We start from the raw sequence: 13,087 nt of genomic DNA on the forward strand, positions 1-13,087 counted from the left end.
TTACACCTTCTTTTTATTTCTACTCTTTTTCAATTCTTTTTATAGGCTGGGTTTTTTGCATTTCTTGCAGGGCTTTGGCTTCCATCATTTTCAGGAAGATATCAACAATGTTGGGATCGAAATGCGTACCGGCTTGTTCGCGCAGATAATTTATTACCCTGGTATTTTCCCAAGCCTGCCGGTAGGGGCGGTCAGAGAGCAGGGCATCCCAAACGTCTACAACAGAAAAAATACGCGCAGGTAAAGGAATTTCTTCCCCTTTCAATTTTTGCGGGTAGCCGGTACCGTCCCACCATTCATGATGAGAATAAGGTATATCGAGAGATGGTCGTAGAAATGTAATGGGGTAGAGCAGATCAAACGCATATTGGGGATGTTTGCGCATTTCAACCCACTCTTCATCATTCAGAGGACCCTCTTTATGGAGGATTTCGTTCGGCACACCCATCTTACCAATATCGTGTAATAGCACGCCGCGGCGCAGATGAACCAGGTCAGTTTTGGATATGCCGATGAAGCGTGCCAGGTCCATGGTCAGTTCAGTGACACGGTTAGTGTGCCCATGCGTTTCTTTATCCCTTAATTCCAGTGCTTTCGCCCATCCAGCTAGTGTCGTATCGTAGGCTTGAACAAGTTCCTGGTTTGATTTTTGCAGATTTTCGAATAATTGTATGTTGTCAATTGCTGCTGTGGCGTGCAGTGCAAATGTTTGGGCAAGGTCTGCTGAATTCTGATCGAATGCCGCAACCTTCAAACTTCCCAAAGCAAAGATACCGATAATTTCACCGTGTAATGTCAGCGGTACTCCAAGCCAGCCGCGGACCATATCTGCGCCAGCCCATCTTTCATAGCGCTCATCAATCAATGCGTCTTCAAGCATGAGCGGCCTTTGTGTTTCCCTGATGATAGATATAAGCTTGTTGCTTGATGGGAAAACTCTGTTCAGCATTGCCTTGTTGTTGCTAAAGCCTTGCGCCGCCACGATCTTTATATTTTCATCTTCCAACAGCATCATGGTTCCCTTGTCAAACGGGACCACTTGTTTCAGCGAGATCAGGATGGTTTCAAGAACTTCCTGCGGATTAAGCGATGATGTTATTGCTGTCGCGGCAATGCGAAGATTGTCTGCTTCCCGACGGCGCTTCCGCTCTACTTCAAGCAGCCGTGCGTTTTCCAAAGCTGTAGCCGCCTGATGTGCGAATGTTTGTGTGGTAATTGCATCGTTTTGACTGAATGCATTTGGTGTGCGGCTGTCTATTGTGATGTATCCGATCACTCTGCCACGCGCGGTCAAAGGGATCCCCATCCATCCGCGCACATAATCGGCGTCGCCCCATTTTTCAAAGCGCGGGTCGATTTGACAATCTCCAATGATTAATGGCATGCCTGTTTTATTAATGATTTGACAAAGAATATTATCGGATGGAAAACTTTGCCTTAATGCTTTTTCCAGAGATGGGAGACCTTTTGCGGCTGTGATACGAAGGTGATCTTCCTCAATTTCTAAAATAGAGGCGCTATCATATGGCGTGATTTTAAACAACCAGTCGAGGATCGCATTATGCAACGAGGGGAGATCAAGTAGATTGGCAACCGTGGTGGTGGCGCGCATGACGGTTTCCGCTTCCAGTCGACGATGTAATTCCAGTTCGAACAAGCGGGCATTCTCAATCGCTATGGCGGCTTGTTGCGCAAGGCTGCTCAGGAAATCCAGGTCTGTAGTTTGAAATTCTTCGCCAAGCCCAGTTCGCCAAACTACCAATAAACCCGTCAGGTTTTCCTTCGAGAGAACTGGCACTCCCATGACGTGACCATAGGGGTCATCGTCAGTGCCTTGGATGGTAATGGCGCGTGGATCGCGGAAAGTATCATTTACGATTTCACCGAATTTTTGTAATGCAATATTACCCAGGATTCCTACGCCCAATTCAAGCGGATCATTCTTGATCTCTTCAGCATCATCTCCGATGGCAGAGATCGCGCGCAGAAGGGATCGCTCGGGTTCAAAAAGATATACTGCGCTGGTTTGACCCTTTAGTAATTGCCGGGCATAAGTAGCGATGCGCTCAAGCACGATATCAAGTTGAAGCGTGGCGGAGATATCACGGCCTACTTCCGCAATTGCGGTGGCTTCCTGAGCCCGTCGAGTGATTTCTTGGAATAGACGCACCGACTCTATTGAAATGGAGGCCTGGTGGGCAATGCTTACAAGAAAATTCAACTCCGACTTGTCAAATAAACCGTTGGATTTTAATCGCCATGCGTTAATTGCCCCAATGGAAATTCCATGTAGGATCAAAGGTGCTGACATCATGGTATCGTGTCTGGCATCATCTTCAGATGTGCCCGGTACTGTTATTTGGCGCGGGTCTTTACTTACATCGTCTATGATTTCGGGCTTTCCGGAAGAAATGATATTGCCGGTGATGCCTGCGCCGATCTTGATGGTGTGCGATATCATCTCATGCTGATACGCGCCTTGTGCCGAAACGATCTTTATGGTTTCGCCATCCTCCTGGAGTAAATAGAATGCGACCGTACTCGCATTTAACAGTAAAAGAGTTCGTTCAGCGATCTTATCCAGGGCCGGGATAACTTCCCGGGTGACGGCAATCTCATTGGCGATATTTGCGAGCGCTTCAATGATTTGAGAGCGGCGGTTCTCCTTTTGGAATAAGCTGGCATTTTCCATGGCAACAGCGGCTTGATTGGCGAATGTATGCGCAATGGAGGCGTGTTCTTGGGTAAACAAGCCGATTTTTTTGCTATCTAAATTTATGAACCCGATCAAGGTTCCACGTGACAATAAGGGAATGCCCATCCAACTGCGGATATATTCTGAACCACTCGTCTTATAAAAGCGTGCATCAACTTGCACATCTGGAATGATTATGGGCTGGCTTACCACTTCATAACCGCCCCATTTCTCAAATTCCGATAAGTTTTTTTTGCCGATCAGCCCCTCTGGTAATCGGCGCGCCGCTACGATTTCGTAATACCCATCCTTCAATACCTCAATGGATGCACTGTCATATGGCACCATTTCAGCCAGAGAATCAAAAATGATCTCAAAGAGTTTTTCCAGCTCTAGAGAAGTGGTTAATGCTGCTGTTGCTTTCCGCATGATCTCAGCTTGTTTGCGTCGATTTTTTTCTGCATCGAATAAGCGCGCATTTTCGATGGCGATCGAGGCGTGATTGGCAATGGCCAGAGCGAGTTCTGCGTCCTGTTCGCTAAAGTGGTTTGGTTGATAACTGTCGAGGGTAATAATGCCAATAGCTGTCCCATTCGCAATTAACGGGATCGCCAGGAAGGAGCGTACTTTTTCATTTCTATCGAAATGTTTATAGCGATTATCAAAATATGTATCTTCAATTCTTACGGTCTGGTTTTGTGTAAGTACGATCTCGTTGAGGGGAAAATCAGCAAGCAACATTGGACCGAGTTTTGCAAAACCAATTGCTTCTAAGCCAATTGCGGCTGAAATTACCAACTGATTTCCATCCAACAACTGAATCGTTCCCAGGTCTGAAGGGATTACTTTAACGAGTTGGCCAAGTATGGATTGTAATACTTGGTTTAGGTCCAGGGACGAGGCTGCTGTGCGGATTAGGTTAAGGATCGCCGCTTCACGCCTACTTTGATCTTGCTCAGCCTTATATAGTCTCAGCTTCTCAATGGCAGTCCCCAGCCCGGCGGCAATTGTATTCAATAGTCTCTCATCTTTTTCATCAAAAGCATTTTGTTTTTTGCTTTCAACGTCAAATACGCCGATAATATGGTTGTTCACCCAAAATGGAACGCATAGCTCTGATTTAATTCCATCCATTACTTTGATATATTCTGGCTCTTCCGTGATATTTCCGATGCGAATTGTCCTGCCTAATGTGACAGCCCGGCCCGTGACACCTTTGGTGATCGGGTAGCTGTTTTGCCAGTTTTCCGCCACTGCCCCGATACAGGAAAAATGCGGAATTAGATGATCCCCTTGCTCGTTCAATAGCAGAATGCCGCAAACCTCTTGAAATATACTCGCGGTAATTTGCGTTACTTTTTCTATGATCTCGTCTTCAGTGCTGCTTTGTGTGCCTGCCACAGATGTCGCGTGGAGCACGGTCAGTTCTTTTAATTGTCGTTCAAGTACTTCTTCCGCCAATTTGCGTTCAGTGATGTCCTGTGCGACGGCAATGACCACTTCCTGACCAAAGTATGTGCCTTTGTTCAGGTTCACAATTTTTGGAAATACCTGTCCATTTCTTCGGATTCCCCAAAATTCAAATTCCTGCGTTTCTCCCATAAAGGCGCGTTCGATAATTTGTATCAATTTGTTGATATCATTTTTGCCCGGCGCGCTCAAGAAATCCGGTGTTTTTCCAATAAAATATTCCCGTGGATAATCATACATTTTTACAACGCCATCATTTACATTAAGGAAGCGGCCATCTTTGTCTTGAATATAAATTGCCTGAGTGACACTGTTGAATAAACCCCGATAACTGCCCTCGTTGACTTTTATCGTCTCTTGGGCTTCTTTTTGCGCCGTAATATCAAGCATTATCCCATGCCAATAGCTGGGCTTTCCAGCCTGGTCGAGGATCAGATATGCATCTTCCTTGATCCAAACATATCTGCCATCTTTTCTTTTTGTGCGATATTCCACCTGAAACGGTTCACCGGTTTTATTGGTGCGTTTATCCTCAGCGATGATGCGATCGCGGTCTTCAGGGTGGAGATTGTTTTCCCATAATTTATTTCCCCCGACCCATTCTTCCACCGTGTAGCCAAGAACATCTTTTATGCGGGGACTCATGTAACGGCTGTTTCTGTCGTCTTGAAAATCGTCAAGAAATACAACCCCGGGCAAGCTTTCTATAAGAGTCTTATATTTTTTCTCGCTTGCTTCGATGTTTAATTCTGCTTGTTTTCTATCTGTGATGTCGGTTAAAAAGCCTTCAAAGTATAAAAATTCGTTATTTTCATTCATTACAGCGCGGGCATTGGTGGAAGTCCATATCATCATGCCGTCTTTGCGAATATTTTGGGCTTCAAATTTTACAACCGACTCTTTTGACATTAGCTCATCAATAAATCTTCTCCGAGACTCGGTATTGATATGAATCTGCCCATTGATGTTCATGACCGAGTTGATCATATCTTCAGGTGAATCGTACCCAAAGATTTTTGCCATGGTGGGGTTAACATTGAGGAACTTGCCTTCAAGCGTTGATTGAAAAATTCCTTCGGCTGCGTTTTCGAAAATATTGCGATACCGATTTTCGCTTTCGCGCAGGGCCAAGTTTTGTTTTTCAAGCTGCGTATGTGCCTGCGCGTTTTGCAGGATGACCGGTAATCTAAGGAGGTAATCACCTTGCTTAACAAGATAATCCGCCGCGCCGGCCGTCAGCGCCGCAACCGCGTTTTGTGTATTTTCTAGATTAGAAATGAGCACAACTGCAGTTTTTATTTCCTGCTTGCGAACCAGTTTGATCAGATCCAACCCGGAGCCATCTGGCAGGTTTTGGTTGCATAAGATTACATCATATTCAGTTGCTACCAGCAAAGAGTGGGCTTCTTGTATGCTTTTAGCAATATTCAATTGAAATTCAGCTCCGTTGAAATCCAGGGAGCGTTGAATTATTTCAACTTGTACAGGACTATCTTCAATATATAGGATTTTCATTGGATGAATTTTTGCCCGTTGATAATTATAGAGCATTCTTGAAATAATTGGCTTGCCAATTTGTTTCAATTTATTTTGGCTTTGGGTGGGGGGATGATTGAATCATTGATATTACGAATTGCCACGATCATCTTTCTGAAAAGGGATTTATGCTAATTCCATCGGTATGTGGGTTAAATAAAAAAATAAACCTCTGTTATAAACAAGAAGGTTTATTTTAATTTGAGGCGTCGGCGAGATTCGAACCCGCGATGAGGATTTTGCAGACCCTTGCCTTACCACTTGGCCACGACGCCGAATATATTACAACGAGGACTGCGGATTGAATTAGTTTCAACCTGCAACCCTCTTTGTTTTGAGCGGGCGATGGGATTCGAACCCACGACCTTCTCCTTGGCAAGGAGACGTACTACCACTGTACTACGCCCGCAATTTAGGCTAACCATCAGCCTGAGTGCCGAGACCCAGGATCGGACTGGGGACACCACGATTTTCAGTCGTGTGCTCTACCAACTGAGCTATCTCGGCGAAAGTAAGCTTGTCGTTAAGCGTCCGTGATTTTACACGTACTTATAGGGATTGTCAAGAAAGCAATTGATGCTGTTAGCCTGGTGTAAAAATTGAGACGGCGAATTTAAGGTAAGTTTGTTACATTTGATTGAAGGGCTTATTTCCACCCGGGTGTATGTCTGGGGCGGCCGTCCAAATTAAAATTTGGACCTGAGAAATCCGATGCAGAAAAAATGAACAACATGATAAACTTTTATTTGAAAAGATTATTTCAGGAAAAAATATCAATGAAATCAATCAGGCTTTTATTTTTTTTGACCAGTATTGAACTATTTATTATGGCTTGTGCAGCGGACGTTATTCCACTTTCCCAGCCTGCAAGCACGCCTGTTGATATGATACCTGAAATAATGCCAAGAATTTCACTTCCGACACAAATACCGTCCTTGGTGCCTTTTCAGCAAACGCCTGAAACCACGATATCCCCCGAGTGGGTTTCTGATTTTTCAGACCCTATTCTTGTTTCATTGGTCGGACGTCGGCCGGATTTTCAAGATGATTTTTCTTTGTTGAATCGAGGTTGGTTCTATGATGTTGCAGGAAGTGCTGTAGGGCCATATTATGCACATATACAGGATGGTGGTCTGATCTTGAGACTTCCTGAAGGAAAAGAAAGATCGGATTCGATGGTTTATAACCCAACATTGAATCGCAGGAATTTTGTTTTGAGTTTTGAAGTTAAGTTTGGGGAGACTCAGCCCAATGATTTTATGAGGTTTCAATTTTCTCCAACTGCGGATCAAAACTTTTCACTGGAACTCTCTAAAAATAAAAAATGGATATTTCGCTGGGTTTTTAATAACGATTGGAAATCCATTTCAGGTACATATGATCAATTCCCCCCTGAGCGGATCAATATCTTGTTTATTGTGCAGGACGGTCGATGTGCAGTGTATCTCAATCACACCCCTCTGGATTATTCCAACAAATGTATATCTGCCTCGCCGCTTAAACCATCCCTTCGGGCTGTTGCCTTTCATCTGATTGCAGATCCTGATCACACAGCAATTGTGAATATTGATAATGTAAAGATGTGGGATTTGGATGCGGCTCCATACTTTCCTCCACACCCTTAGCGAAACTTGGTGGTTTTTGATTCAACTTATCTGGATAGCTTGTAGATAGCACTACGCTGTTGCTTTCTGAATCAATAATCGGAACATAACGTTCCGATTATTGATTCAAATTCCTACTTTGACGCTTTTACAATTCTTTTCTTTTTCTTTATTTCAGTTCCAGGGATGCTGGTTCTTCGGGCTTCCTGTTTTACGAGACGATTATGTTTAGCCACTCCTTTGGAGGGGCGTTTTGCTTTGGTTTTTACTGGGGTTGTATCCAATTGTATTACTCCTTGTTTGGTTATGTATTACTTTTGTGTTTGGATTCATATTCCGCCCAGAGTTTGCCAATTTCCTCTTTGGCCTTCTGGCGGGTATGTCCATACTTGACCTGCAGCATGGTGACGAATTTATCGAACTTCACCTCTGCTTTATCCACTTTGACGAGATCGTACTCTACCATCAAGCTCCACTTGGCGTTGATTTGGCCGCGGAGCACATCCCATTTTTCTTCGAATAGCGCTTTATTCATGATACCGGCTCCTCTACCCCTTAAATAATTAAACGCGCCTCTTCACATTAAGGCGTTGTTTTCCGAAATTTGGATTTACGGAAGGTTTAGTAGTAGGATGCGTACAAGCGATAATCTAAATCCCCCGCATATAGGCAATTTACCAACTGATGACCTGATTTCATTGTACTACGTACTGCGGATAATACTAGTGTAGGACAATTTTCAATCTTGTCCACTAAAGCCATAATATTTTGTTAATAATAATCTCGACCACCCCTCATATAATAAATTCTACTCTTAAAGTAAAGGTGAAAAATATGGAACTGCAATGCAATAAAAATGGGAACGGCATTGGCTTGATCAAGCTTAATGGCAGGTTGGATATTATCGGTACAGGAGAAATTGAAACCAAATTTACTGGCTTATTGTTCGGGTGATAATAGATTTATCGGAAGTAAATTTTCTTGCACCCATTGGCATTCGGTTGCTTATGATCAACGCCAAATCCATTGCTACACGTGGTGGAAAGATTGTGTTATTGAGTCCAAGCCCAGAAGTGAAAAGCGTGCTTGAAATCACAGGCATCCCTGCTATCATCCCGATCTATGATGGGTATGAATCCGCAGAAGCGGTATTGCTTGCTTAAAATTATCGACTGAAAAAATAAGTCTTATGTATTACATCAAGACCGATTTTTAATATATTTGCAGCATCTGCCTTTCTACTTCAAGGCTCGATACTGTTCCGCGGCATACGCTCCTCTGATTTTAACTTCGCAGATTGAGTTAATTATTTACCTTATAAATTAACACAGTTCTATTCTGATATACAAGCTCCAGTTTTGAATCAGGCTGGAAATCGGGAGCAAGTTCTTTTTCATATTGACCGTAAATGACCCATTGAACAGACGTATTTTTGATCCAACCTTCAGGAGTATTGCTTTGGTAATATTCCTCGACGGTGTTTATCTTCTCATTGAAAAAAAGTGTCTCCATGGGGTGGCCAATATATGTTCTGAGTCTTGTGCGTTGTGCGACTATCTGACCGGTTTTAATTTCACCAAGCACAAAATCATTGGGTTCTGCATTCTGATCCAGCCATAATAGGGCATTCTCAAGGTCGCGCGGATAAAAATTGTCAACAGGGCGGCTTAGCATGTACAAGCTTGACCCAAGAGATAGGCTGATGAATGAAATGGATGAAATTAATATATAGAAGAAATAAATAAGTTGTTCACGTTTCAATAAGGCTGGTAGTTTTGTCGAAAGCTCTGTAAGGAAATGATTTAATGCATAAATCGCCAAAAGCCCAAGCGGAATTGTAATTCCTAATAAAAACCTTCTCTGTATGGGTAAAGGCAGATACGCAAACATGAATCCGCTAATAACCCATACGGACAAGGCTGTCATATTGACATTATTTTCACGAATTGCCATGATCATTCCATAAATTGCTAATAACCAGAAGGGTGCAAATCCCCAGGCGTAATAAACGAGGGGCGGAGAAAGGGTCTGGTTTTGAAGTGTGAATTGACTCCAAAATGGATCACGGTTCAAGATCAGAAAGTTGTGGATAAGGAGGGGTATTTGAGCCAGAGCCATTATCACCAATGCAAGGAGTTGTTGCTTCTGGACTTCTCTATTTTTCCACCATAAAAATACCGTTGCGCCTGCGCACGCAATATCTAAGACTGCAAACGCGATCGGATTTATGATCTGACTGATTACGGCTAGCATAATGATAAGAAACAGCATTCTCCATTTTCCTTTGACCAAATAATTCAAATACAAATTAAGTGCGGTTGCCATTAATGCCAGAGTAAAGGAGAAGGAAGGGAATACCGAGATGCTAAAAAAAATATAGGCATCTATCAGCCAGAAATCAATTGGCGAACTGGCGTTTAGTAGATTACTGTTGAAGAGTAATTGCACCAAGCCTGCGCCTCCTCCAATTGAGCAAAGCAGGAAGGCTGTCCGCGCGAGAATTTTTTTGGGGAAAACATTAAGACACAATTGATAAATGGAAAATAAAGCCATAAAACCAAATATCCAACGCGCGGCGTGATAGGTTGTCTCTACATTTAAATTAACCCATTTGCTGATGTGCCCGAGGATGATGTAGAACATGCGCAAGAATACGGGTTGATGTTTTTCGCTTGTAAAGCGCATTTCGTATGCCCAGTCCCCCATTCGGCCTGCCTGCATCATGGAGATGTGAACGGCATAGTCCATTTCATCAAAGTATGCGCCGCGAAAAAGCAGGTCATCCGTTTCTGCAGAATGAGCCGCCCAGTATGGGATGGAACTGAATGCTAGGATTCCTATTGAAATAATTGAAAACCATAGGAAATCTTTTATACTGGTCATATTTTTCAAGATCATCTCCGTTTGCGGCTATGTGGCATGGGAAGGAGCATCCCTTGCTTCAGTGTGTTCCTATGGGGTGTATTATGTTTTGTCCATTCCGCTTTGGTCTAAAAAATATCATTGCTGTCAATAGCCCAAATGGCAGAGGTAAATAAACAGGCCATTGCTCATCGCGTCCTTGAACTGTAAAAGCAAACAATCCCCATATACCTATCACTAGAACAAGTTGGGTAATGACGATCCATAAATTGGCTTTAGGTCCAAACTGATCAACGCTTGTTTTGAAGATAAGGAACAAAGCGGGTAGCATCATAATGTAATTGGTCGTTGCTGTGCGTGTAACAACCAGATTGGTAATAATAAGGGTTAAGGCAATTGTCCAATCAAGGTGTCGGCTTTCTTGATCATATTTCACCTGCCACCACTCCCACAGCAGCCAGACCAAAAGAACGGATATCAGCCCCGCTTCTGCGTTTGATCCCAATTTGGGAAATACAATTGTAGTTAAGATGTTCAATGGTGAGCCGATGTGAGTGTATTTGGTGTAATCTGCAATTTGTATTTGCATAGCAGAAACCCAGCCTGGCAGAAAAAAAATGATGATGCAAGCAGGATACTCATCGTAATGCTCAACGAGAGAGTTAAGCGCCAACGTCTGGCGAATATACTCCATATACCTATCAGGGGCAGTAATAAAAAGAGCATTTGCGGTTTTGCTGAGGCTAATGCCAGGGTTATCCCGCCTAATATTTCACGCTTTTCTTTGATCGCCCATAAACTTGTGACAATCAATAATGCCGCAATGCCAGCGAACTGAACCACGATAATGGTTCGGACGGCGTGGTACCAGATCGTCGCCCATAGGAGGGTGGCGCCTAAAATTAACGGCGGTGGGGACCATCTGTAGAGGCGCATACTAAATACAGCTATTAATATCATGGCAAATTCCAGGGTCACAATTCCGATTGCTTGCGCCCAATCCCATGTAAAAAATGCCAGGGGTATATAAAAGAAAATAGTATAAAAGGGATAAGCAAAGCGTTGGCGATCTTCATCAGGCTTTGCCAAACGTCCATATACCATTTTCTGGGCGCGCGCTGTGACTTCATCACTGTATGGGCTCAAGCCTTCAAATAACCATGCTCGTGCCGCCACATACCGCGGCAGTGAATCGTTGCCGCCTGGAAAGCGAACTGTGAAAGTATTATGCGTGAAAATAACACCTATCACAAAGACAGTTGTAATTAAAGTAATAAGTGTAATCATAAATAGACTGCGCCGTGTAATGAACTTCATTTGTATATTTCCATTTTCTTGTTAAGTTAAAACGCTTTATTCACTTGACGTTGATTTGGAGACAGGAGTTGGGAATCTGATAAAAACCTTATCGAATTTTCAAGGAGTTCTTTGAGTGTAACTATATATCATGACATTATCCAGTGTTTCAACAGAATTAAGCATAAACTTGATGTTCAAATATTCCAAGTGCGGATGTGTCTTATTGTTCTGCTTGAATTCGTCCACGGATTCCTGATAGATGATGAACCATATTCGGGTTGCGTTTATTGATGCGGTTTCCATGTTTTCGTAATTGGTCAAGTTTAAGATCTGACTTGTTGCGGAAGAGAGAGTGTCGGTGCTGCTTCCCTGGGAGTCGATGAGATAGCCTTGCGGTAATTCGCGGTCAAAATAAAATGACGGCAGGTAGGTGAGTTTATTCGAGTGAATGATTACATCGCCGGGACGGACGCTGTTTTTGATGTTTTCATTGATCTGTTCAAATGCGCCGTATGGAAAACTCTTATATGTGATGTGTTGGTACAGTCCCATGCTTGAAGAGAGGAAGATCAAGGCGAATGCAATAAAAAGAATTGGACGGGGTAATCCGGTCTTTGTGAATGCCCACGCCAGCCAGACGCAAAAAATCGCATGTGATGGTAATAACGCGCGTTCTACATACATGGGCGATATTTGTGAAACCAGCCATAACAATAACGGGGGTATGTATGCTAGATAGGCAAGCCAAAGACCGTTATAGGCTTCCCCATATTTGTTGTTTGCTGCGCGATATGTTTGGTATGCCGCGAGTATTATCGTGAGAGTCGCTAATAACAACGCAGGTGGGAGCAGGTTGTTTGGGAGCGGCAAGTTTGGCAGGTAGATCAGGAACAGCGTAAAAAGTTTTTCAAATCCAGGTTTTTCGACCCAAAAACTGCCCGTCACTTTTGAGAGTTGCGCGGGGAGTTGAATCAGCCACGGCGAGTACATGATGATTGCCGCGAATCCAGCCAAAATTAAGCAGCGAAGCGTTTTCCAATCCTTTTGAAAAATTGGTGTCACGGCGAGGGGAATCAAATAAAAAGCCGCGAGGTTGTGTGTGTATTGTGCAAGGGCGGCGGTAATACTGAATGGAATCCACTGACGTTTGAGAAACGCGAGGGTCGCGAGACACAACCAGAAGGTCAATAAACCGTACATGCGGATTTCCTGGCCGTAGTGAATTTGAAATGGCAGAATGGCTGATATGAACGCGGCTGCAAGCGCTGTGGATGGATCGAATAAATGATTTGCTATCAGGTAAATACAAAAAATAATTCCAAGTGAAATAATGACTGAAAGCATTCGAACTGCGATTAGAGAATTTCCAAATGCTTGCATCCAAGCCCATGCCATGAAGTAATAAGCGGGTGGATGTTCTTCTGCGGCGGACGAATCACTATCTGCTGCAAGTGTGCCTTGGAGAATAGCGGATGGACCTTGCTCTGAGATCAGGATCGAAAAGGCTTCATCATACCAAATGGGGCGCGACGAGATTCCCGCCAGACGGATGGCAAAGGCGAGAATTAGAATAAAAATAAGTTTTGCTTTTTGATTTTGCAATAGGGACATGGCTATTTGA

Annotated in this window: 8 protein-coding genes and 3 tRNA genes; 2 read left to right on the forward strand and 9 right to left on the reverse strand. The window is 43.5% G+C overall.

Annotated elements, in window-relative coordinates; genetic code table 11:
* Positions 1-19 precede the first annotated feature (19 nt).
* The 4 genes from IPL17_RS18735 to IPL17_RS18750 all read right to left on the reverse strand — a co-directional run bounded on the left by IPL17_RS18735 (position 20) and on the right by IPL17_RS18750 (position 6,208).
* Positions 20-5,680 carry a GAF domain-containing protein gene (locus tag IPL17_RS18735; RefSeq protein WP_345308607.1) on the reverse strand — a complete coding sequence of 1,887 codons (5,661 nt, stop codon included), beginning with the start codon at positions 5,678-5,680 and terminating at the stop codon, positions 20-22.
* A 225-nt stretch (positions 5,681-5,905) separates the two neighbouring features.
* Positions 5,906-5,976 (reverse strand) — tRNA-Cys (locus IPL17_RS18740).
* Positions 5,977-6,038: 62 nt separating this feature from the next.
* A tRNA-Gly gene (locus tag IPL17_RS18745) sits at positions 6,039-6,110 on the reverse strand.
* A gap of 25 nt (positions 6,111-6,135) precedes the next feature.
* A tRNA-Phe gene (locus tag IPL17_RS18750) sits at positions 6,136-6,208 on the reverse strand.
* A gap of 215 nt (positions 6,209-6,423) precedes the next feature.
* On the opposite strand from IPL17_RS18750, the gene IPL17_RS18755 reads away from it, so the two are divergent.
* Positions 6,424-7,326, forward strand: coding sequence for a hypothetical protein (locus tag IPL17_RS18755; protein ID WP_345308608.1), 903 nt, complete (start codon positions 6,424-6,426; stop codon positions 7,324-7,326).
* A gap of 283 nt (positions 7,327-7,609) precedes the next feature.
* On the opposite strand, the gene IPL17_RS18760 is transcribed toward IPL17_RS18755, so the two are convergent.
* Complete coding sequence (locus IPL17_RS18760; protein WP_345308609.1) at positions 7,610-7,840, reverse strand: hypothetical protein; 231 nt, start codon at positions 7,838-7,840, stop codon at positions 7,610-7,612.
* Between the two features lie 472 nt (positions 7,841-8,312).
* Between IPL17_RS18760 and IPL17_RS18765 the strand changes: the two genes are divergently transcribed.
* Positions 8,313-8,468, forward strand: coding sequence for an STAS domain-containing protein (locus IPL17_RS18765; RefSeq protein WP_345308610.1), 156 nt, complete (start codon positions 8,313-8,315; stop codon positions 8,466-8,468).
* 139 nt (positions 8,469-8,607) lie between these two features.
* On the opposite strand, the gene IPL17_RS18770 is transcribed toward IPL17_RS18765, so the two are convergent.
* The 4 genes from IPL17_RS18770 to IPL17_RS18785 all read right to left on the reverse strand — a co-directional run bounded on the left by IPL17_RS18770 (position 8,608) and on the right by IPL17_RS18785 (position 13,077).
* Positions 8,608-10,188: a hypothetical protein gene (locus tag IPL17_RS18770; protein ID WP_345308611.1), complete on the reverse strand. Its 1,581-nt coding sequence runs from the start codon at positions 10,186-10,188 to the stop codon at positions 8,608-8,610.
* A 58-nt stretch (positions 10,189-10,246) separates the two neighbouring features.
* The gene (locus IPL17_RS18775) at positions 10,247-10,705 is read right to left on the reverse strand and encodes a hypothetical protein (protein WP_345308612.1); all 459 of its coding nucleotides are present in this window, start codon (positions 10,703-10,705) and stop codon (positions 10,247-10,249) included.
* Complete coding sequence (locus tag IPL17_RS18780; protein WP_345308613.1) at positions 10,702-11,484, reverse strand: glycosyltransferase family 87 protein; 783 nt, start codon at positions 11,482-11,484, stop codon at positions 10,702-10,704. The genes IPL17_RS18775 and IPL17_RS18780 overlap by 4 nt, the downstream gene beginning before the upstream one ends.
* A 99-nt stretch (positions 11,485-11,583) precedes the next feature.
* Positions 11,584-13,077 carry a glycosyltransferase family 39 protein gene (locus IPL17_RS18785; RefSeq protein ID WP_345308614.1) on the reverse strand — a complete coding sequence of 498 codons (1,494 nt, stop codon included), beginning with the start codon at positions 13,075-13,077 and terminating at the stop codon, positions 11,584-11,586.
* Positions 13,078-13,087: the final 10 nt, after the last annotated feature.

This window comes from Candidatus Villigracilis saccharophilus, from assembly GCF_016711665.1.